Origin of the sequence: Nitrosococcus halophilus Nc 4, assembly GCF_000024725.1 — a bacterium.
In the GTDB taxonomy this organism is placed as follows: domain Bacteria; phylum Pseudomonadota; class Gammaproteobacteria; order Nitrosococcales; family Nitrosococcaceae; genus Nitrosococcus; species Nitrosococcus halophilus.
The window spans coordinates 2,783,964-2,804,535 of sequence record NC_013960.1; the positions used below are offsets into that span (position 1 = coordinate 2,783,964).

General features: G+C 55.3%; 27 protein-coding genes. 15 read left to right on the forward strand and 12 right to left on the reverse strand.

Annotated elements, in window-relative coordinates; genetic code table 11:
* The first annotated feature begins 28 nt into the window (after nt 1–28).
* Nucleotides 29–1,156, forward strand: coding sequence for an HlyD family type I secretion periplasmic adaptor subunit (locus tag NHAL_RS13165; protein ID WP_083761402.1), 1,128 nt, complete (start codon nt 29–31; stop codon nt 1,154–1,156).
* Between the two features lie 90 nt (nt 1,157–1,246).
* Here NHAL_RS13165 and fabB read toward each other — a convergent pair whose 3' ends face one another.
* The 4 genes from fabB to NHAL_RS21635 all read right to left on the reverse strand — a co-directional run bounded on the left by fabB (nt 1,247) and on the right by NHAL_RS21635 (nt 4,641).
* Nucleotides 1,247–2,485: a beta-ketoacyl-ACP synthase I gene (gene fabB / locus NHAL_RS13170; protein WP_013033652.1), complete on the reverse strand. Its 1,239-nt coding sequence runs from the start codon at nt 2,483–2,485 to the stop codon at nt 1,247–1,249.
* 166 nt (nt 2,486–2,651) lie between these two features.
* Nucleotides 2,652–3,428, reverse strand: coding sequence for an HvfC family RiPP maturation protein (locus NHAL_RS13175; protein WP_013033653.1), 777 nt, complete (start codon nt 3,426–3,428; stop codon nt 2,652–2,654).
* Nucleotides 3,406–4,257, reverse strand: a complete 852-nt coding sequence (locus NHAL_RS13180) for an HvfB family MNIO-type RiPP peptide maturase (RefSeq protein ID WP_013033654.1) — start codon at nt 4,255–4,257, stop codon at nt 3,406–3,408. The genes NHAL_RS13175 and NHAL_RS13180 overlap by 23 nt, the downstream gene beginning before the upstream one ends.
* Nucleotides 4,258–4,452: 195 nt before the next feature.
* Nucleotides 4,453–4,641 carry a Fic family protein gene (locus NHAL_RS21635; protein WP_041354964.1) on the reverse strand — a complete coding sequence of 63 codons (189 nt, stop codon included), beginning with the start codon at nt 4,639–4,641 and terminating at the stop codon, nt 4,453–4,455.
* Between the two features lie 22 nt (nt 4,642–4,663).
* Between NHAL_RS21635 and NHAL_RS21640 the strand changes: the two genes are divergently transcribed.
* A complete protein-coding gene (locus tag NHAL_RS21640; RefSeq protein ID WP_203434322.1) occupies nt 4,664–5,074 on the forward strand; it encodes a hypothetical protein in 411 nt (136 codons plus the stop codon).
* 64 nt (nt 5,075–5,138) lie between these two features.
* Here NHAL_RS21640 and NHAL_RS19875 read toward each other — a convergent pair whose 3' ends face one another.
* The 3 genes from NHAL_RS19875 to NHAL_RS21225 all read right to left on the reverse strand — a co-directional run bounded on the left by NHAL_RS19875 (nt 5,139) and on the right by NHAL_RS21225 (nt 6,186).
* On the reverse strand, nt 5,139–5,768 hold the full coding sequence (locus tag NHAL_RS19875; protein ID WP_013033657.1) for a carotenoid biosynthesis protein: 630 nt from the start codon (nt 5,766–5,768) through the stop codon (nt 5,139–5,141).
* Nucleotides 5,765–5,947 carry a hypothetical protein gene (locus NHAL_RS13200; RefSeq protein ID WP_013033658.1) on the reverse strand — a complete coding sequence of 61 codons (183 nt, stop codon included), beginning with the start codon at nt 5,945–5,947 and terminating at the stop codon, nt 5,765–5,767. Before NHAL_RS13200 ends, NHAL_RS19875 begins: the two co-directional genes overlap by 4 nt.
* Before the next feature lie 68 nt (nt 5,948–6,015).
* The gene (locus NHAL_RS21225; protein WP_157862566.1) at nt 6,016–6,186 is read right to left on the reverse strand and encodes a hypothetical protein; all 171 of its coding nucleotides are present in this window, start codon (nt 6,184–6,186) and stop codon (nt 6,016–6,018) included.
* 278 nt (nt 6,187–6,464) lie between these two features.
* Between NHAL_RS21225 and NHAL_RS13205 the strand changes: the two genes are divergently transcribed.
* The 6 genes from NHAL_RS13205 (at nt 6,465) to NHAL_RS13230 (ending at nt 10,380) form a co-directional block, all read left to right on the forward strand.
* Nucleotides 6,465–6,692 (forward strand): AbrB/MazE/SpoVT family DNA-binding domain-containing protein, encoded by a 228-nt coding sequence (locus tag NHAL_RS13205; RefSeq protein WP_013033659.1) that lies wholly within the window; start codon nt 6,465–6,467, stop codon nt 6,690–6,692.
* Nucleotides 6,686–7,006: a type II toxin-antitoxin system PemK/MazF family toxin gene (locus NHAL_RS13210; RefSeq protein ID WP_041354970.1), complete on the forward strand. Its 321-nt coding sequence runs from the start codon at nt 6,686–6,688 to the stop codon at nt 7,004–7,006. The genes NHAL_RS13205 and NHAL_RS13210 overlap by 7 nt, the downstream gene beginning before the upstream one ends.
* A gap of 65 nt (nt 7,007–7,071) precedes the next feature.
* Entirely contained in the window at nt 7,072–7,869 is a 798-nt protein-coding gene (locus tag NHAL_RS13215) for an amidohydrolase family protein (protein WP_049780651.1), read from the forward strand.
* Between the two features lie 49 nt (nt 7,870–7,918).
* On the forward strand, nt 7,919–9,058 hold the full coding sequence (locus NHAL_RS13220; RefSeq protein ID WP_238985334.1) for an IS4 family transposase: 1,140 nt from the start codon (nt 7,919–7,921) through the stop codon (nt 9,056–9,058).
* Nucleotides 9,059–9,079: 21 nt separating this feature from the next.
* Nucleotides 9,080–9,823, forward strand: coding sequence for an amidohydrolase family protein (locus tag NHAL_RS13225; protein ID WP_275261120.1), 744 nt, complete (start codon nt 9,080–9,082; stop codon nt 9,821–9,823).
* A gap of 248 nt (nt 9,824–10,071) precedes the next feature.
* Nucleotides 10,072–10,380 (forward strand): histidine decarboxylase, pyruvoyl type, encoded by a 309-nt coding sequence (locus NHAL_RS13230; protein ID WP_041354972.1) that lies wholly within the window; start codon nt 10,072–10,074, stop codon nt 10,378–10,380.
* Nucleotides 10,381–10,447: 67 nt separating this feature from the next.
* Here the strand turns inward: NHAL_RS13230 and NHAL_RS13235 are convergent, their stop codons facing one another.
* On the reverse strand, nt 10,448–10,804 hold the full coding sequence (locus NHAL_RS13235) for a hypothetical protein (protein WP_041354974.1): 357 nt from the start codon (nt 10,802–10,804) through the stop codon (nt 10,448–10,450).
* 110 nt (nt 10,805–10,914) lie between these two features.
* On the opposite strand from NHAL_RS13235, the gene NHAL_RS21230 reads away from it, so the two are divergent.
* Together NHAL_RS21230 and NHAL_RS13240 are read left to right on the forward strand one after the other, a co-directional pair.
* Nucleotides 10,915–11,052 (forward strand): hypothetical protein, encoded by a 138-nt coding sequence (locus NHAL_RS21230; protein WP_013033661.1) that lies wholly within the window; start codon nt 10,915–10,917, stop codon nt 11,050–11,052.
* A 139-nt stretch (nt 11,053–11,191) separates the two neighbouring features.
* Complete coding sequence (locus tag NHAL_RS13240) at nt 11,192–12,193, forward strand: M20/M25/M40 family metallo-hydrolase (protein ID WP_013033662.1); 1,002 nt, start codon at nt 11,192–11,194, stop codon at nt 12,191–12,193.
* Here NHAL_RS13240 and NHAL_RS21235 read toward each other — a convergent pair.
* Nucleotides 12,127–12,447, reverse strand: a complete 321-nt coding sequence (locus NHAL_RS21235) for a hypothetical protein (protein WP_157862567.1) — start codon at nt 12,445–12,447, stop codon at nt 12,127–12,129. The two genes, NHAL_RS13240 and NHAL_RS21235, sit on opposite strands and share 67 nt — an antisense overlap.
* Nucleotides 12,448–12,623: 176 nt before the next feature.
* On the opposite strand from NHAL_RS21235, the gene NHAL_RS13250 reads away from it, so the two are divergent.
* From NHAL_RS13250 to NHAL_RS13275, 4 genes are all read left to right on the forward strand, one after another.
* Entirely contained in the window at nt 12,624–13,220 is a 597-nt protein-coding gene (locus tag NHAL_RS13250; protein ID WP_157862568.1) for a hypothetical protein, read from the forward strand.
* A 199-nt stretch (nt 13,221–13,419) separates the two neighbouring features.
* Nucleotides 13,420–14,562, forward strand: coding sequence for an RNA-guided endonuclease InsQ/TnpB family protein (locus NHAL_RS13255; RefSeq protein WP_013033664.1), 1,143 nt, complete (start codon nt 13,420–13,422; stop codon nt 14,560–14,562).
* 1,067 nt (nt 14,563–15,629) lie between these two features.
* Nucleotides 15,630–16,348 (forward strand): IS1 family transposase gene (locus NHAL_RS20565; RefSeq protein ID WP_420804776.1). Its coding sequence is split into 2 segments (ribosomal slippage): nt 15,630–15,900 and nt 15,900–16,348, totalling 720 coding nucleotides; the frame shifts between segments, so codons are not numbered across the junction.
* A 207-nt stretch (nt 16,349–16,555) separates the two neighbouring features.
* Nucleotides 16,556–17,854 (forward strand): glycosyltransferase, encoded by a 1,299-nt coding sequence (locus tag NHAL_RS13275; RefSeq protein ID WP_013033665.1) that lies wholly within the window; start codon nt 16,556–16,558, stop codon nt 17,852–17,854.
* Between the two features lie 298 nt (nt 17,855–18,152).
* Here the strand turns inward: NHAL_RS13275 and NHAL_RS13280 are convergent, their stop codons facing one another.
* On the reverse strand, nt 18,153–18,488 hold the full coding sequence (locus NHAL_RS13280; RefSeq protein WP_041354980.1) for a hypothetical protein: 336 nt from the start codon (nt 18,486–18,488) through the stop codon (nt 18,153–18,155).
* Nucleotides 18,489–19,031: 543 nt separating this feature from the next.
* On the opposite strand from NHAL_RS13280, the gene NHAL_RS13290 reads away from it, so the two are divergent.
* Nucleotides 19,032–19,307, forward strand: a complete 276-nt coding sequence (locus tag NHAL_RS13290) for a type II toxin-antitoxin system death-on-curing family toxin (protein WP_041354984.1) — start codon at nt 19,032–19,034, stop codon at nt 19,305–19,307.
* 160 nt (nt 19,308–19,467) lie between these two features.
* Here the strand turns inward: NHAL_RS13290 and NHAL_RS13295 are convergent, their stop codons facing one another.
* Nucleotides 19,468–19,893 carry a DUF1841 family protein gene (locus NHAL_RS13295; protein ID WP_238985355.1) on the reverse strand — a complete coding sequence of 142 codons (426 nt, stop codon included), beginning with the start codon at nt 19,891–19,893 and terminating at the stop codon, nt 19,468–19,470.
* Complete coding sequence (gene nth / locus NHAL_RS13300; protein ID WP_013033669.1) at nt 19,894–20,565, reverse strand: endonuclease III; 672 nt, start codon at nt 20,563–20,565, stop codon at nt 19,894–19,896.
* Nucleotides 20,566–20,572: the final 7 nt, after the last annotated feature.

The following is a 20,572-nucleotide window of genomic DNA, read 5'->3' on the forward strand; positions in this document are numbered from 1 at the left end:
TCTGTAATTAACAACAAGGAGAAAGCACCTGGAAGGGGGGATCGTCAAGGAACTTTTGGTGCGTGATGGGGATCCTGTTCGGGCTGGCGACATTCTCATCCGCCTCGATGAGACTCGCCCGCGGGCTAATCTTGCCATCCTCCAGGCCGAGTATGACGCGGCGCGGGCCATAGGGGCGCGGCTGCTAGCAGAGCGGCATGATCGGCCCCAGATTGCCTTTGCGGATGACCTGCTGGCTAGAAACATGGAGGCTAAGGTGGCTGAGATCCTGAGCGGGCAGGAGGCCCTCTTCGAGGCCAGGCGAAGCTTGCTGCAAGGCGAGATCTCTATCCTTAAAAATCGCATTGTCCAACTTAAAGACAACATTACTGGTATCCAGGCCCAGCAGAAGGCTAAGGAGCGCCAGATCGCATTGATCAAGGAAGAAATCCATGGATTGAGGAATCTTTTAAAAAAGGGCTATACCGAACGTACTCGGCTGCTGGCCCTCGAACGGGAGGCGTCGAGCCTGGAAGGTGAACGCGGCGAGCATATCTCCGAGATTGCCCAGGCCAAGACAGCGATTGGCGAGACCAAGCTGCAGATCATCCAGCTACAGTGGGATTTTCGGGAAAAGGTGGTCGACGAATTGCGCTCGATCCAGACCCAGATCGCCGACCTTGAGGAGCGGCTTGGCGCCGCCCGGCACGTGCTCGATCACATTGAGGTTAGGGCACCCGAAAGCGGCGTGGTGGTAGGTATGGAGGTCCATACCGTAGGTGGCGTCATCCGGGCAGGAGACACAATTCTAGAGCTTGTCCCGACTGACGACCGGCTAATCATCGAGGCGCAGGTGCAACCGGCGGACATCGACAATATCGCACTCGGACAGGATGCCGCTATCCGTTTAACTGCCTTCAAACATTGGACGACGCCGACCATCTCCGGGGAGGTGATCTATATTTCCGCAGACCGGATCGTTGATCCGCGTTCCGGACAACCCTACTATTTGGCGCGCATCATGGTCACTGACGAGGAAGTGGCGCGACTCGGTGAACGACAGCTCTATCCTGGCATGCCGGCAGAGGTGATGATTAAAACCGGCGAGCGGACGGCGATGCAGTATCTGGTTCAGCCATTGCTTGACAATATGGAGTTGGCCTGGCGTGAGGAGTGAGCATAAATTAAATGCCTAAGACAGTTTGGTCTCTGGCAAGGGATTCAAAAAAACCAGAAAGCCGGCGGATTCGAAAGGTGTGCAGCGAAGTTAATCGCGAAAACGTCCTAATACCAGGCAGGCATTGGTGCCGCCGAAGCCAAAGCTGTTGGACATTACGGTCTCAGGTTGCACCCTATCAATGCGCTCTCTGGCAATGGGGAATTCCCCTGCGCCTGGATCAATCTCATCAAGATTGGCCGAGGCGGCAATAAAGCCATGCTCCATCATCAGTAGCGAATAGATGACCTCATTGACTCCGGCAGCGCCGAGGGCGTGTCCGGTTAAGGATTTGGTCGAGCTGATGGTGGGGATACCCCCTTCCCGATCCGCAAAAACTTCTTGGATAGCTTCTAGCTCTTTAATATCGCCTGCGGGAGTGCTGGTTCCATGGGCATTGATGTAATCCACAGGGCCATCAATGGTGGCTAGCGCCTGCTCCATACAGCGCACCGCTCCTTCACCAGAGGGGGCGACCATGTCGTAACCATCAGAGGTGGCACCATAGCCCACTACTTCAGCGTAAATTTTCGCCCCCCGGGCTTGGGCGTGCTCCAAGTCTTCAAGCACGACCACACCGCCGCCGCCGGCAATGACGAAACCGTCACGGTGTCTATCATAGGGGCGAGAGGCTTGGTGAGGGGTCTCGTTGAATTTTGAAGACAAGGCCCCCATGGCGTCAAACAACATGGTCAGGGTCCAGTGGAGTTCCTCGCCGCCGCCGGCAAAAATAATGTCCTGTTTGCCAAGTTGAATCTGTTCCACCCCGTTGCCGATGCAGTGGGCGCTGGTAGAGCAAGCGGAACTGATGGAATAATTGATGCCTTTGATTTTGAAGGGGGTTGCCAGACAAGCGGAGTTGGTGCTGCACATGGTTCTCGGGACCATATAAGGTCCCACTCGGCGAATGCCTTTTTCCCGCAGGGTATCCGCCGCCAACACCAGATTCTTGGTGGACGGACCGCCCGAGCCCATGATGAGACCCGTACGGGGATGAGACACCCGATTTGAGGCGAGTTCGGCGTCAGCGATAGCCTGCTCCATGGCAAGATAATTATAGGCCGCGCCGTCTCCCATGAAGCGGCGAATTTTGCGGTCGATGAGGGCTTCAATATCGATGTCCACCGAGCCATGAATCTGGCTGCGTAGCCCCAGATCCGCATACTCTTGGTGGAACTCGATCCCTGAACGGCCGGTTTTTAAGGATTTAACGACTTCTGCTTTGTTGTTGCCAATGCTGGAGACAATACCCAGTCCAGTAATAACAACGCGTCTAAGCTCTCTTCCCATTTTATTCCTAAATCTTTCTGCGCCCATTCATTTAAAGCATGTGTAAAAGGCACGTTCTTTCAAAAATCATCAAGAGGGCTTTAAAAATGGCCTAAGCAATACGAATTAAGGATACCAGGCTCAGTGAAAATTGAATAGATGTTTGAGGCATTGTAGGGTTTGCGCCCTAGGATTTCCGGGTACCGAGCAGGATATGGCGGGTCCGTAATCCTGTTAGGGTTTGCTGTCCTCCCCCAATGATTTGCTCCAAGTTTGGGTGTTGCAGTTCGTGGGCAATCTGCACTAGGGTTTCCCGCCCGGAATTGACTTCTTCCTTGGAGATTAGCTCCAGGAGACGCGCCGTGACGGGGTTGAGTTCCATGAAGGCCACTTGGTCGTGGGGGTCCCGATAGACCACCAGGAAAGTAGGCTGAGCCTCGGGTTCGATAGGTTGGTAATCGCGGCTAATCCGGTGGACGGGAAAGCGATAGCGCAAGGGCCAGGCCAGGGGCGAGATGACGGGCAAACCCTCCAATAGATCCCCTTCCGGATCGATATCCCCGGAGGGTTCTAGGTCAGAGAGGGAAAGGGCTAGTTCTATCCACTCATAATGGGCCAATTCCCCCAGGAAAGGGGGATCGCCAGACGTTGTTCTCTCGGTCTCCAAGTAGAGTAAAAATTCCCTTGAAATCTCGTGGAAAAGCGGGGTTTGGGCGCGATGGCGGGCATAAAAGTCTCGCACTAAGTAATGCCATGCTTGGTCCTCTAGGAGGGAGCGGAGCACCGGGAAGTTGTTGGCAAGAAACCCCTCCAGATTGTTAAAGAATAACTCCCGGTAGACTGCCATCCGCCGGTCTGTTACGTCCTCTGGAGGCGGGTTTTTCTCCGGATCGCGAATATGGGCGGCAAATGCATATTGCCGGCGCATGAATTCCGGCATTTCAGGCGATTTGGCGGGGGGCATCGGAAACATCGCTCCATTTTTGTTGAATTTCTCGGATAAGGGCGATTTCTTGGAATAAGTCCTCAAGAGGAGGAAGATTGAAGTCCCGTTCCAGGAGGGTGGGGAAGACTCCAAAATGCATGCAGGCCTGGTTGAGCAATTCCCATACCGGATGGATGACCTGAGCCCCATGGGTGTCAATGAGAAGGTCCGTAGCTTCTTGGTAGTGGCCCGCCACGTGAATATAGGCAATCCGATCGGAAGGGAGGGCATGGAGGAATTCCTCCGGGTCGTAGCCATGATTGACGCTATTCACATAGATGTTGTTCACATCCAGCAGCAAACCGCAGTCGGCTTCTTCCAGCACCGCGTTGATAAAGTCGATCTCCCTCAGCTCCTGGCCTGGAGCCGCATAATAAGAGACGTTTTCAATCACCAAACGCCGCTCTAGGATCTCCTGAACCCGACGAATTCGACCCGCCACATAGCGTACCGCTTCTTCCGTAAAGGGAATCGGCATCAAGTCGTAAAGGTGACCCTCATCGGAGCAGTAACTTAAGTGTTCGCTATAGAGGTGAATGTGGTGCTGGTTGAGGAATTGTTTGAGACGCCAAAGAAAGTTTTCGTCCAATGGAGCTGGGCTGCCGATGGAAAGGGAGAGCCCATGGCAGATGAAAGGGTAGCGCTCGGTCAGTGCCCGAAACTTACGGCCCAGGGGACCGCCGACGCCAATCCAGTTCTCCGGGGCTATCTCCAGAAAGTCCACCGGCGCCTCAGGCAAAGCGGCAAATTCATCCAAGAAACTGCGGCGCAGACCCAAGCCGGTACCAGAAATAGAAGAACTTGTCATAGGCTTTCATCCTCTTTTTTTTGGAGCTAGACAGGCACGGCATTTATCGAGAATTCCTATTATGGACCATCGGACTCCTCATTTGTGACATAGGATGATAATGGGTGCTTATCCCGCTTAGTTAACGCCCTAATCGGAATACCTCATTTGATAGCGGGTGTTTCTGCCACCGCCGGGCAGTTTCTCGATACAGCTTTAGCCATCGGCCTGGGCCAGTGCCCGATCCGTCAGGGCGCGGGTAATGCGACCATTGCCGTCATCAAAGGGGTGCAGGGTGAGCAACCAGAAATGATAGAGAGCGGCGCGCAGCAAAGGGTCAAGGGTGGCATCTTCGCGGCTTTGGTTGAACCAGTCGATGAAGGCGTTTAGCTCAGTTACCAGCACCCCTCGGGGGGGGCGCTTCAAAGTGCACGGTAGGTCGGTCGATACGCCCAGAGACTACTGGACACGCTTGGAAATTGATGGCGTCTTCCAATATGTCTCTCTTTCCATGGCTGCAGGGCACCTGCACGGTAAGCTCAAGGAATGGGGCTTTGATAAAATTCAGGAGCTTATCCCCTACGAATATGTTGGCGGCCCGGAACACGGCAAAAAAGAAGGCCAGGGTCGGATCTGGGACCTGCGGGTGGATGCAGGGGGCAGGGAGGCGCAACTGGAAGAATTACAAGGCCGTTATGACCGCTATATGGCTGTGCGGCAGGAGGCCCTTTCTCAGGAATTTGATGAAAAGGCGCCAAAGCATACGCTGTACACTGACCTCTATGGCAACGGGACCGTCAAAGCGGCGGGGCAACACCTGCGGGCTCATAGCCCTTAGAATCCGAGGTAAGCATGCCAGCACGAATTGACAGGCCACTGAGGGGTTTCAAATGCCCCGACCCTCACTGCCACCCCATCATGGCGATGATCCCATTGAGCACTAGCGACAGCACGGTGGCGGCCAGGCCTAGGGGCACCAGGGCGATGAAGGCCATCAGGAGCTTGCGCCCATCCCCCCAGGCCGTGCGTCGCGCGATGAGTATCCAGGCTAGGGGGGCCAATAGCATCAACACGAACCAACCCACGAAGTTGAGCAAGGGGATTCCGTAATAGATTTCCCCCGGCACGAGCCACACCCAATAGCCGGCGGCCACAGCGATGGGATCGATGAACAAATCCAGCCCAACCGCAATCACGCCGGTAACCAAGGGCGCCTGCCACCTCAATCGGGGCGCACTCAGCAAGTCTTCATTGGCGCGGGCCAGTATCCCTTCGGCGAGGAGCAGGCAGATCCCGCACACCGCCATCCAGCCGAAGAAGATGTAGGTGAACACCCACAACCGGGATTGGCCAGGGTATTCATAGTTGTGGGCCGCGAACGAGGACAGAAAGTCCATCACCGCCGGGAACAAGCCCGCCACGATCACAAACACCCCCATATTGGCCCTTCCAAACCGCCAGGCCAGGAAACCCAGCACCAGGAGGCTGAAGATAATGCCGGAGACCAGCAGGGCGGTGAAATCGGGGTTCATGAGGACCTTGGGCGGGTGCGCCACAGGTAGAGCCCCAGCGCGGGCAGGGTCCAGAACACCAGCCACAGTTCGGCTCCGGCCCGCATCCCTTCAATGAACCAGGACAGGACGGTCAGGAGATAGAAGACCACCGGTGTCCAGCGGCCCAGGGGAGTTATGCGGCGGTGGATGGAGTTCATGGGGCTCCTGAATTGGGTTTTGTCATCACCCCACACCTGGCGCCACAAGACAGGGGTGTCGATCCCGATTACGCGGTGCGGTGTTTACGTGTTCTCGGGTGTGGGTATTCCAAAGTGTCTTGCAGGGCTTTCTCATCGGTCACCGAGGCATCGCCTTTTAGATATTTTAACACCCCCACGCTCGTACCTCGCTCCTTTTTAATCACGGTGATTCGGTCTTCATACTCGAAATTTTCCACCCTATCGCCGGGTTGAATACCGGCTTTGGCACACAGGTCTTTAAGGCATCGACTTCGCCGGAAGGCTACCCTGATTCGATCAGGCGAACAGTCTGATTTTCCGGACTGTGCCCTAGGGCGAGTATAGCATCATGATGGGCGTTGCCAGCGGTGATAGGTGATAAAAGTTGCCGAATTGATACCCACGTAATAACATTGTGATTACATACTGAAGGGCATACGCGTGCCATTACACATTATGGTAAATAGTAAATCACATGAGAACGGTAATTCGGAAAATGGGTAACTCCCAAGGCGTGATCATCCCCAAGCCCCTGTTAGCGCAGCTCGGCCTTGAAGGTGAGATCGAAATGGTGGTCGAAGGCGACGCCCTCGTGCTCCGCAAGCCAGCCAAGAAGTCCCGCGAGGGCTGGGCGGAAGCCAGTCAAAAGCTGGCTGACGTCGGAGACGATGGCTTGGTTTGGCCCGAGTTCGCCAATGAAGACGATGAACCTCTGGTGTGGTGATCCGCGGTGAGATCTGGTTGGCCGCACTCGATCCGACGGTGGGCAGCGAGATCCAGAAGACGCGCCCGTGCGTCGTGGTTTCGCCTGCTGAGATGCACGACTATTTGCGAACAGTGATTGTCGCACCGATGACGACCGGCAGCCGACCGGCGCCGTTTCGGGTACCGGTCACGTTTGGAGGCAAGCAGGGGCTGATCCTGCTGGATCAGATCCGGACTCTTGACCAGCGTCGGCTGGTCAAACGGCTGGGCATGGTAAGCCACAAGACGTTGACTGAAACGCTGAGCGTGTTGCAGGAACTCTTCGCAGAGTAACCTCGAGTGGGTTGCCTATAATTGAGTATCACTTTCTGAAAAGCGAGCTCAGGGTCACCTCTTCCATGAACGCCTTAACCACGTCCGAGAATAGGGCTTCTTTGCCAAAAGTGGCCCTCTTATTGGGATGGTTGTTTGGAGTTTGCATCGCTGCCCCGACCCACGCAGAGCGCCTCATCGCCTTCACCGGGGGCACGGTGATGGATGGCACGGGCGCCCCGCCTATCCCTGATGGCACGGTGCTGGTAGCGGGGGAACGCATTACTGCCGTTGGCCCAAGCAGTGAAATCGACCTCCCCAAGGACACCCAAGTGATTGATGCCCGTGGCAAGTGGATCATCCCGGGGCTTATTGATGCCCATGTCCACTTCTTTCAATCAGGGGGGCTCTACACCCGGCCGGACATCATCGATTTACGGGCTGAACGTCCCTATTCCCAGGAGATGGCTTGGATTCGGGAGCGGCTTCCCCAAACCTTAGCCCGTTACTTGGCCAGCGGGGTGACCTCGGTGGTGGATATGGGGGGGCCGCTGTGGACCTTCGAGGTTCGCCAATGGGCCCAAGAAAGTCTTCTGGCCCCGCGGGTAGCCGTGGCCGGGCCGCTTCTCTCCGGCTATAAACCGGCAGTCTTTGACCTGGACGATCCTCCCCTCATCAAAGTGCACTCGCCGCAACAGGCCCGGGCGGCAGTCCGTCGACTCCTCCCTCACCAGCCGGATCTCATCAAACTGTGGCTGGTCCAGCGCCCGAGCCAGTCCCTCATGGCCAAGGAGCTGAGGTATAGACGGATAAAAGGGAATTGTTTAATTAAGAAACAAGCGGTTGCAAGAATAGAAGGAGTAGACAGGCACGGAGACATCTGATCTCATACGGGTCACGATTAAAAACCGAAGAGAGGTTGTTCCCGTGCCTGTGAAGAAGATTTTACACCGGATGTTGTCGGAGATCATGCATTTAAAACGCTTGTGGACGTTGGTGTTGTTGGTGGAGACGGTCTTGGAGACGAAGCGGTTATCGGTAACCCAGCTGGGTCGGTCATTGAAGTTACCGATTCAAGAGCGCAGTGGGATACGGCGGTCGGACCGATTTATGGGGAATAAGTACGTCCAAGCCCAAAGCAAAGCGGTGTATGAGGCGTTAGTCAAGCAGCTGGTGGGAAACAAACGGCGGCCGTGGATACTGGTAGATTGGAGTCATCTACCGAACACAGACTTGTATGTATTGCGGGCAGCATTAGTGGCGCCGGGACGGGCGTTGACCCTGTATGAGACGGTCCATGCGCAATCGCAGCAGGGGAATGAGCGCGTGCAGCGAGCTTTTTTAAAGACGCTCAAGGCGTTGTTACCGGCGGCGAGTCGGCCCGTGATTATCACGGACGCCGGATTTCATAATCCCTGGTTTAAGCAAATTGTGAGTTATGGCTGGGATTACGTAGGCCGGATCCGGGGGCGAAAATCCTACCGACCGGTGGGGGAGCGGGAATGGCGGCCCTGCCGAGAATTATGGGCGCAAGCCAGTGGCCGAGCGAAGGCACTCGGAGCGGTAGAGATGTGTCGTAAGAACCCGTTAAAGAGTAGGTTCTATTTGTTCAAAGGAAAAGCCCGGGGTCGGCATGGCAAGTCGATAGCCGAATACCGTCTGGCGGCGAAGGAGCCGTGGTTGTTGGCCAGCTCCTTGTGCGGTCGTCAATCGGCCAAGCGCGTGGTGAAACTCTATCGTACGCGGATGCAGATTGAAGAAGGGTTCCGGGATTTGAAAAGTCCAGCCTATGGCTTCAGTTTTAATCTGGCCTATAGTCGTGACCCGCACCGCATTGAGGTGTTGCTGTTGATTGCGGCTTTGGCAGGCATGGTGGCCTGGGCCGTGGGTTGGCTGACAGAGCGGCAACAATTACATTATCAGTTTCAGGCCAATTCGATAAAACATCGGCGCGTGCTCTCTCTATTCTATCTAGGCTGCCAAGTGATTCGACGAAAAGTAAGGGTAATCGTAAGTGAACAAAGTATCCGTGAGGTTTTCGATGCTATCGAAAATGAAGGATGCCCCCCATGAAACAGGGCAATTTATGCGTCTATCCTACAGGCCAAGGAGGCCTGGGTCCAGGCCGCCATCGAGGAAAGCCATGCCCAGGGAAAACGGGTGGCCGTGCATGCCACTCAGCGGGAAATGGCCCGGGCGGCGGTGGAGGTGGGTGCGGATATTCTGGTCCATAGCATTGAGGATAAGGCGGTCGATCCCGCGCTGATTCAACGCCTAAAGGCGCGCGGGGTCTCCTACATTACCACGTTCATGGTTCAAGAAGGCTACCGGGAAGTTTTGGGACAGGACATTGAGCTTTCCCCCATCGAGCAACGTATGGGCGACCCCCAAGTGATCGCCACTTTCAATGATCTGGCCAAACTTCAGCCCTGGCGAGGCTGGCTGGGTGCCTTGTCCTCCTTTTCCCTTCCCCCGCTGATGGGCCACAACCTCAAGCACCTTCAGGAACAGGGGGTGACCATTGCCGCCGGCACGGATGCGGGCAATATCGGCACCCTCCATGGACCGGCACTGCACCGAGAACTGGAACTCATGGCCCAGGCCAAGTTATCCCCATTGGAAATCCTGGTTGCGGCCACCCAAGGCGGGGCCCAAGTGATGGGGCGGGAGTCCGAACTGGGGACGATCGAGACCGGCAAACTCGCGGATCTCCTCCTCCTAGAGGCCGATCCCCTGGAGGACATTCGCCACACCCGCCAAATCTACCGGATAGTCAAAGGCGGCACGGTCCTGGATCCGGAACAGATCCTGAAGCATTTGGAAAATCCATGGGAATAAGATGGGCTATCTCCGAACCCCCGAGGGCGCATACTGAAATGGCTTTCAGAGCGAGACTGCTCATACTGTATGGAGTGATAACTTTCTCCTCCTCCACTTTCGCTCAAAGTGATACCAATTTAATCAAAGAATGCAATTTATTAAGGCCTCAAGTGGTTGTTTAGGCTGCATCTATACAATGCAAAATCACATAAAATTGGTATGACACCCCTGGTGCAACGGCGATACCTCAAAAATCGCCATCGGCTTTGTCGCTCACCGAAATCGTCAAAGGTGCGGTCGGCCCCTTTCCATCTCATTCCGATGGATACGGCAATCCTGGTGCCAGTGGCTTGGGGTACATTTCTGTGGTGACCCTCCAGACGGGGCAAACGCTCAAAGAATTAGCCCTACCGGGACAACAGGGGGCAGGCTTGGATGGAACAGTCGCCTTCGACCGTGCGGAAGCGACCGGCACCTATATAGGACAAATCAATCTTATCGTCGCCTCCTCTTTTAGCGGCCTTTGTGCCTTACATCGTGCTTGCAAAGGAGGCTGTGCCGCCCGGAGGGCCTGAAAAGCTTTTTGGAAATGAAGATCTCTGATTGGGAGAAAGCGCTGCAACAGAGGAAAAAACGCAAGGCCTATTCCGTTACCCATCCGCAATGAGTGTTCTCACATACCGAGGAAGGGGAAGAACGCTCGGATGGTTTGCTGGTTTGACAGTAAACCCTCACCGTAGGGGCCTCCGCCGGCAAGCGGCCGCCCCAACGCTCGAAATGGCGAATCGCCGAGCGGTAGGCCCGCCGGGTATTCTCCGCCGTAGCCGCTTCGATATAGCGCTGGTGCTGGAGTGTTGATGCGCGCCCTCCCTGGCGCGCCCCCTGAGGGCATCCTTCGGATGTCCCGATTCGCTCCCGACGAATCGGTAAGGCGCCGTCGGACTCTTCAGAAGCGGCAGCTTCCCGGACGAGTAGAGGAAGGGTTAAAGCTCGACTCATTTTCTTTTCTCGCACCCGCGAAACAATTCAAGATAAGGAGGTGAAAAGTACCGTATTTAGCAGGAGGGTTCCAAACAGAGATTCTGCGCTACAATCTTGAATAGCCTAACATGGCCATTGCTTGTTTGGCTAAACGGTTCGTTGAAGCGGAACCCATGATGTGTGCCCTGGGGTTCTCCACTTCAGAATTCGAACCCTTTGTGGAACAGGATATGCCACAAAGCCGTAGCAGAGGGTTGGTTCTATGAATTTTTCATAAATTGCTGATGGGTAGAAGGATGGGGACCCGCTTGTATCCCCCCAACTTCGCACCCATTTAGGCGGTTTGATTCCCGCCGAATCTTGCAATTTTTCCTCCGAAAAATCATATTCACCGAGGAGGTTGATATGTCGCCAGGAAAGGGCCTCGTCGTGGTGGCCGTGATCCTCGCCCTGGTTGTACTGCTCGGGGGCATCTACATGGTCGTGTTCCACATGCCGGGCCAATCTTACCGTGGCATGCCGCCGCCGTTGGCGAGCGAAGAGAAGGCGTTACGTGACCGCCTCCGGGAGCATGTCAGGGTTCTGTCCCACCAGATTGGCGAGCGGCACTACTGGGAACCCCATAACACGCTGAACGCGGCGGTCTACATCGAACAGACGTTTCGGAACATTGGCTACGAACCGGTCAGGCACGCCGTTCAGACCCGTGAGAGACTATTCGACAATATCGAGGTAACGCTGCGGGGAGACCGCCTGCAGGACGAATCACTGGTCATCGGCGCCCACTACGACACGGTCCGCGGCAGCCCCGGCGCGGACGACAATGCCTCCGGGGTTGCCGTCCTGCTGGAGCTGGCGCGGCTGCTGCATGGCGCGAAGCCCGACCGGACCATTCACCTGGTCGCCTTCGCCAACGAAGAGGCCCCCTTCTTCGGCACCCAAGCCATGGGCAGCCTGAATTACGCCCGACAGACCCGCGCGGACGGCGAGAACATCGTGGGCATGATCTCCCTGGAGATGCTGGGCTACTACACCGGGGAACGCGACAGCCAGCACTACCCGCCGCCCCTCGGCTACCTCTACCCGGACACGGGGAATTTCGTGGCATTCGTGGGCAACACGGCTTCCCGGCAACTGGTGCGGGACGCCATTGAGGCCTTTCGCGAACACGCCACGGTCCCCTCGGAAGGCCTGGCCGCGCCGGAACTGCTGGAAGCCATCCGGCGCTCGGACCACTGGGCCTTCTGGGAGATGGGCTACCCGGCCCTGATGCTCACGGACACGGCCAATTTCCGCAACCCCCACTACCACGGCCCGAGCGACACATACCCAACACTGGACTACGAGACCATGACGCGGCTGACCGCCGCCCTGGCACAAGCCGTGGCAGACATGGCCCGGCAGTGAAGTGACCCGAGCGTGGCATTGAGCAGATCGCCTGTCCCTATGACGGTGTTGTGCATTGCCTCAATGCCCAGGATCTGTCGCAGTGGCGAGCCAGGCTGAATGCAGGAGGAATGAACCTCCAATACCTCGATCTCGACGCCCAATCTAACCAGGCCATTGACGATATTCAGCCCGGAGCGTACCCCCAGACCCATAGTCATAGCGGCGATGTGCCAACTAGAGGGTCGGCAACGATTCGTGCGATAAACAGCCACAGGGGGCAGCTAAGGGATGTTGGAAAACATTGTTTTCCAATGCAAAAATACTATACTGGTTACTAGTGACGCCTTTCTTTGATTCACTGATTGGAGATAAGGCTCTTTATCACGTAGGAGCGCATGAGGCTGGCTTATCTGGCCTTAGGCACAAACCGTTTGGCGGTTGAAGAAAAATGGAACCCGCACGGAGGGGTCAAAAGGCCATGTATCTTACCCTGGAGCAAGCCGCTAAAGAAACCGGGAAAAGTAAAGACGCCATTGCCAAGGCCATCCAAGCTGAGCAGTTGCCCGTCCAGAAAGGCGAACAGGGTCAATGGCAAATCGACTCGGCGGATCTGTTTCAGGTGTTCCCTCAGGAGGGTGAGCCGGTGACTTCTTCTTATTCTGAGCCTTCACCAGACGCGTCTCCACGCTCAGCGGAGGCCTCGCCGGAAAACCCCCTGGAACCGCTAGCGCAGGAAATCCAACAGCTTCGGCAGCAACTTCAGCACCAGGCCGCGCAAGCCCAAGAACGCTATCAAGAATGGAAACACCTGATGGAACAGGAGGCTAACGAACGACAGCGGTTGATAGAGGCGCTTGCTGCGCCGTTGGAAGAGGAAAACCAGCAACTTCGCCAAGCCTTAGAGCAGGCGCAGAAAAAGAACCGGGATCTGAAACACCGGCTTGCGGAGGAAGCGAAAGAGCGGCGGCAACTCACCGAGAAGCTTACGGAGTCTCAATCACCGCCGCAGCCCGCCTGGGCCCGGTGGCTCAACCGGGGGAAATAACCCGATGTACTCTACGGCGAGTATAGGCTTGACCGGAAAAGAATCTTGGGGACCCTACAGCTGCAGCTTGATCTCAACGTTGATGCTTAGTGTGTATTCTTACCCAATAGCGCGTAAAGCATCGCCCAATCGGGCGGTGATATAAGCGCAAGCCGCGAAGCGGCTTTACAGGATTCTCTGATTTTTGTAAAATACAAATATGACGAAGAGGGCGTACCAGGAACGATTCTATCCCACAGCTGAACAAGCCGAACTGCTGGCGCGTTCGTTCGGCTGTGCGCGTTTTGTTTGGAACAGCACGCTCAAGCATCGTACCGATGCGTTCTATCAGAACGGCGAAGTCATTCCCCATTCGGCGCTGGAAAAAAGGCTTGTCCAACTCAAGCAGGACTTTTCTTGGCTGAATGAGGTTTCCAGCGTTATTTTCCAGCAGTTGCTGCGCGATCAGCAGCAGGCTTTCAAGCCCTTCTGGGAGAAGCGAGCGGGGTATCCGCGTTTCAAATCCAAGCATCGGGGCCAGTCAATCCGACTGACCAAAGCCGCGTTCCGGTTCAAGGACGGCCACCTGTTCATCGCCAAGTCGAGCGAACCGTTGAATATCCACTGGAGCTTCAAGGACGGTCTGCCGTCAGAGCCCTCCGCTATCACGATTTCTAAGGACGCAGCGGGACGCTATTTTGTGTCCATGCTGTGTGAATTCGAGTCCGAACCGATGCCGGTGGTCAACAAGACGGTCGGCATCGATCTGGGTCTGAAAGACTTGTTCGTCACTAGCGACGGATTCAAATCCGGCAATCCCAAGTACACCGAGCAGTACGAAGCGAAGCTGGCCTATCTGCAGCGTAAGCTGGCGAAGAAGCGCAAAGGTTCCCGTAACCGCAACAAACTGCGGCTGAAGGTGGCCCGTGTGCACACCAAAATAGCTGACTGCCGTAGGGACGCCACCCACAAGGCGACCCGCACACTGATCAACGAAAACCAAGTCGTGTGCGTTGAATCTCTGGCGGTGAAGAACATGATCAAACACCCCCGGCTTGCCAAGCACATAGCCGATGCCCATTGGGGTGAGTTTGTCCGTCAACTGAAGTACAAGGCGCAGTGGGTAGGGCGAACCGTAGTCGAGATCGACCGCGGGTTTCCCAGCTCCAAGCGTTGCCCCACCCCAGGGTGCGGACATATCAACGAAACGCTGCCGCTGGAGGTGCGTGAATGGCGCTGTCCCTCGTGCGGGACTGTCCATGACCGCGACATCGCAGCGGCGATCAATATCAAAACCGCCGGGCTGGCGGGGTTAGCCTCTGGAGCCACTGGAACGGGGGCGACAACAGGCGTTGTCGCCTAGGGAAGGCGTGTTGAACGAGGAAAGTTCTTGGAGTGATCCAACAACCCTCGCCCGACAGGGCCGGGAGAAGTCAGAGCAATCTGGGTGCGACCCTCCTTCCGGTCCTACAGCTGCTGTATCTACTCTGCGTCAAACACGGCGACGGGGGGTACCTCCTAGGTGCGTCGTCGGGTTGTCCTCATAGGCAGAGTCGCTTTATGGTACCCCTGTAAATCCGATACCAACTGATATGTTAGCCAGATTCTTGGCCTGTCTCCCCGGTGGTTCGCAGCCCGGTGTATTGTAGCAGGCCTGGAGCCAGCTATTCGTATTGTGTGATATCAGCAACAAATCCTTGTCGTTGGGGTTGTAGGGGCCGTCCGGCACCTTCGGGCCGTCGGAATTGGGACCCTTTCCACGTACATTACTCCGTGCCTGTGCATCCAGTTCGATGACTAGGTCTCTGATGGCGATTTTTGACATTTCATACCAATTTCATGTAATTTTGCATTCTATAGATTCAGTCTAAACAACCACTTGAAGCCTCAATAAATTGCATTCTTTAACTAAATTGGTATCAATTCCTCCAATACTGCAGTTGATGCGATTTGTGGGACCCAATAGCAGTCCCCGAGATGGATCACGTCGCCAGCGGGTGACTGTGACACCGCCTTTAGTTCTTTTGGCAATATCCATACCCAATTGGGAACCCGCCTCCAGAGACCGGATAACCAGTTGAAGTCAAAAAATAATAGAGGAATCTTCGGGTGAGGGCCGGGCTGGATAAACGGGATACTGATGCACTTCTACAGACAATAGGGGTGCAGAGTGTTGGCGCGGGTCCGACATCCGCACAGCGATATTGAATTTGGAGCTGCAACGGTGCAGTCACGCTGCACTTGGCCCAGTTACAACGAAGCTGTCATTATTGTAAGCGCTACTCACCAACCCGAATTCAGCGGCAGCCGTTAATATTAATTCGCCTTGGAGAGGGGTCTGCTTGTATCTTTTTGAAGGTAGTGCTGCATATTGAGTGATTATGCGCTATATTTATATTATGTATGTATAGATTTCTCAAGGAGATAGCCATGAACTGTCCCCGATGCGGTGGTACTCATATTGTCAAAAATGGGAGTAATGGGGTCGGGACACCCAAATTTTTATGCAAAGTCTGCGGTCGGCAATTCGTGGAGGACCCCAAGAATTGCTCCATTACTCAAGAGACGAAAGAGCTGATTGATAAATTGCTCTTAGAGAGAATTCCGCTGGCAGGGATTGTCCGAGTCACGGGCGTTTCAGAGCGCTGGTTGCAATATTATGTGAACGATAAATATGCGCATACACCGCGGCGAGTGGAGATAAAAAAAAGTCCAGAGCTCGTTTAACCCTTGAGTGCGATGAGCTTTGGTCGTTTGTCGCCAGAAAGGGCAATAAACAATGGGTGTGGTTAGCGTTCGATAGGGACACCCAAGAAGTTGTGGGGGTTTATATCGGCGATCGGAGTCAAACAGGGGCACAAGGATTATGGCAGTCCTTACCCGCCGTTTATCGGCAGCGGGCCGTAAGTTACACCGATTTTTGGGAAGCCTATGAGGCTATCTTCCCAGGGCCACGCCATCGCAGCGTGGGCAAAGAAACGGGACAAACAAGCCACATTGAACGCTTTAATTGTACGCTCAGACAGCGTGTTTCGCGTTTAGTCAGAAAAGCACTCTCTTTCTCCAAGAAATTAGAAAACCATGTCGGCGCTATTTGGTATTTTGTCCACCATTATAATGCGACCCTTTGCCCAACAACCCGATCCTGATTATCACTCATAATGCAGGACTACCTTTTTGAATAGTGCAAGGCGGCTCGAGCTGGCCCTTTTCGGCCCCAGAGCATTCAACCACAGTCAGTTTGGCTGCGTTTTTGACAATGCGCTACTATTTTCACGCAGGGGTAATCGCATGAATAAATTTCAAACTATCCCCCTTCCTTCCCTTTTCTACGCTGACTTTTAAAGGATTTCCCGATGACGCATTTTGGTCTGCTTTGCCCCGCTTTGACGGGCCATCTCAATACGCTGCTCCCTCTGGGGCAAGCGCTGCAAAAGCGCGGCCATCGCGTGACCCTGGTGGGCCTACTTGATGCCGAGCCCCCCACGCGTGCGGCAGGCTTGGAATTTCGGCCTATTGGCGAAACGGAAAGACCCGCGGGGGCCATAGCTGAGCTCACCGCTCAAGCGAGCACTTTAAGTGGGCGGGCGGCGCTTCGCTATGCGGTTGCGGTCTTTCAACAAGATGCTGCCCTGCTCTTGCGGGAAGCCCCGGCAGTGATTAAAGCCGCAGGGATAGACGCGCTGCTGGTTGACCAATTCTCGCGAGGAGGGGGCACGGTCGCGGATTTTTTAAACCTTCCCTTTATTACCCTCTGCAGTGGTGTGGTGCTCAATCGAGAGCCGAGCATTCCGCCTTTTAATACCTCCTGGAACTATCATCCGGCGTGGTGGGCTCAGCTACGCAACCGACTAGGCTATGGGCTGCTCAGTCGCGTGACCCAACCCCTCACTGAAGTCGTGGCTGAATATCGCCGCACCTGGAATTTACCCCCCCTTTCCCATCCCAATGAGGCCTATTCTCAACTGGCGCAAATCAGTCAACAACCGGCTGAATTGGAATTTCCCCGGCAGCAATTGCCCCCCTGGTTCCATTTCACAGGACCCTATCACTCTTCAGGAAGCCGGGAGCCGGTACCTTTCCCATGGGAGAAACTGACGGGACAACCGCTGATTTACGCTTCCATGGGCACGGTGCTCGGCCGCTTTAAGGGGGTTTTTCAGCAAATTGCCGCCGCCTGTGAGGGTCTCGATGCCCAATTGGTGATTTCTCTCGGCGGTTCAGTCCCTCCTGAAGCCTTGCCGGCCCTACCGGGTTCGCCGCTGGTGGTCGGCTATGCGCCCCAATTAGAACTGCTCCAACGGGCCGCGCTGACGATCACCCATGCCGGTATGAACACCACCTTAGAATCCTTAAGCAATGGGGTGCCGCTGGTCGCCATTCCCATTGCCAACGATCAGCCTGGCGTGGCGGCACGGGTAGCGTGGACCGGCGCGGGGGTCAGGGTCCCCCTGAAACGCCTGCGTGTCCCCCGGCTGCGTCAGGCCATTGCCCAGGTGCTGACCCACGATTCTTACCGAAAGCATGCCCTTAGGTTCCAAGCGGCCATTCAGCGCGCAGGAGGGGTGGATCAGGCCGTGGAGATTATCCTGCAGGCGGTCTCTACCGGAAAGCCTGTTTTAAGAGAAACAAACGCCCCAGGCATGGGCGGTTAGCAAGGGAAAGAGGGGTCATTATAGATAGGACCTTTCCCCCACCCTTAATGCAGCGGACGACTTTCGCCGTCACCCTGCGAGGGTATTCACGTGGATTTTAATTCTTTAAGTGCGAAGCCAGCGACTCCATTCACAGCCAGCGTAATACCAATTTCATGTAATTTTGCATTGTATAGATGCAGTCTAAACAAGCACTTGAAGCCTTAATAAATTGCATTCTTTGATTAAATTGGTATTACGCAACGGGAATCGGTAGCGATGCAAGAAAGCCTCCCGGTTCGCCTCGCTGCGCGCGACCTCAAGGGGGTTGCGCATCAGGCGCAACGAGCTGCATCTGGGGAAAGAACTCCGGCGCCAGGTCCCAGTAGGACTTCAGGAAGGCATGACTCGTTTCGATGTAGACGTGCGGCGCGTACCGGCGAATGCGCTGTTGCTTCCTCAATAACTGCTTTCTTACCGCTTCCACATCGCCGATACAGCGGTCATAGATTGGCCGGCCGAACATCGTCGGATTACCCCAGTCAAAGAAAGGCTCGTGGAATACGACGCATTGGCGGGTGTTCCGCCGCAGGAGCCCACAAAGAAAACCCGTTCCTGAGCGCCCGCTCGTGAGGGTGAAGATGGTCCGGGTCACCGCCCATTCCTGTCCGGCAGGATTACTTTAAAAACGGCTGTTTCACCGGGCCGGATTTTGACAACGCCATTGCCTCCATCGAATAGTTTCAATTCTGTGTTCTTTGGAGTTTCGCCATGACTGATTTCAATTTTGTTCCTACAAAACTTCATCAATCTGGAGAATTCGCGGTTCCTCGCGGTCCTCGACGAAGGGGTGACCTTGGTCTTGGGGTCTTTACCGCTCCTCGCGCTTTCACTTCGGGTGCTCCCCACCCTAGGCTCCGAGAGCAAAAAAATCATAGCGCCAATTCATGGCAAAACGCAACTCATGTGGCCCTCGCGCTCGGCGCGCCGTTTCACTTCGCAACCTTGCTAGGGGGCGCCTAACATCCATGTGAGGCTCCAAGGCAGTATTCAGGATACGTGAACAAACACAGCTGGATCAATGCCCGTAAGCTGTATGACCAGAGGAACGTCTGCAGCAGGAAACGGTTAAGCCGTAGCTGACAGCAGGAGTACAGGTTCAGGAAATCCTTATCAACATCAGGGCTTTTTATAGCGGATGACACGTAAGCATTTAGCGGCTTACGACGATCCGGATGTGTGCGCGCTGGCCGCTGCCTATGCGGCTGGGATCGTCCGGAGCCCTCCCTTTGTGGACGGTAATAAGCACACGGCCTTCATGGCGGCTTATCTCTTTCTGGCGCGCAACGGCCTGCGTCTTACGGCCCCGGAAGACAAAGCCACGTATACGATGAGGGCGCTTGCCGCGGGCGATATAGATGAAGCCACCTTCGCTGCTTGGCTGCGTGACCACACGCGAGAGATCGACGCATGAGTGCGGAAAGCAGGCGGATGGAATACCCATTGATGCTTTCCCTCCCTAAGGATGATCGTCTGTTCATCGTAGGTCCGCTCTTCAGGGAGACGGGCTCACCGAATATTTACGGTTCTGGTAAGGGAACAGGCATGGTCGTCACTCTAAGCTATTGAGCCCATTACAGCAAACGCCGCAAGCAGTTCAAATAGGCCTCTTCCGAGGGGGGGGTCCCGCTATCCTGGGCATCCCAGAGGGTCTGAGCTAGGCACTCCATCATCCGATGTTCCGCCTGATGGAGATCGGGGAGGCGGGAGGCTAAAGTTTGGTAGATGCCCCGAATGCCGGGGGGACGATCCACGTTGATTTGTTCCTGGAGCGAGATATGTAACGCCATGTGCAGAAAAGGATTTTCTTGTCCATTTTGACCGGAAAACTCTTGTTCCAAGGATTCCTTGCGGTCTAGCAAGGGATGATACTCAGGGTGCTGGTCGATGACTTGCCCAATGATGGCTTCCATGGGGGAGAGGGGTTCTCTCGCCTGCTGCTTTTCCCGCACTACGAGGAAGATTTGCCGCATCTGTTGCCGATCTTGACTGTACATCATTTAGCTCGCTGTTTTCTTCAATCCAGGGGATTCCGCCTTGACTATCTTTTGATAATAGTCGCAAAGGTCGTTGATTAAACAGTCTTGGCAGCGAGGATTGCGGGCGGTGCACACATAGCGGCCATGGAGAATGAGCCAGTGGTGGGCATCGTGCTTAAATTCATCGGGGATCACCCGGGTCAGTATGTCCTCCACCTGGCGCGGCGTTTTACCCGGGGCCAGGCCGATGCGGTTGGCCACCCGGAAAATGTGGGTATCGACGGCAATGACCGGTTGGCCGAAAGCGGTGTTGAGCATGACATTAGCGGTCTTTCGTCCTACCCCGGGCAGGGCTTCTAAAGCGGCCCGATCATTAGGCACTCGGCCATCATGCCATTCTAACAGAAGATGGCAGGTCTGGAGGATATTCTTCGCTTTGCTGTTGAATAGGCCGATGGTCTTGATGTAACCCTTTAAGCCTTCTTCTCCCAGATCCAGGATGGCCTGGGGGGTATTGGCCACCGGAAAAAGCTTGGCGGTGGCTTTATTGACCCCTTTATCCGTGGCTTGGGCGGACAAGATGACGGCAACGAGAAGTTCAAAGGGAGTATGGTGCTTCAGCTCCGTGGTGGGTTTAGGGTTGGCCGCTTGGAAGCGGGAGAATATTTCATGAATTTCTGCGCTATTTTTCATGGCAGGA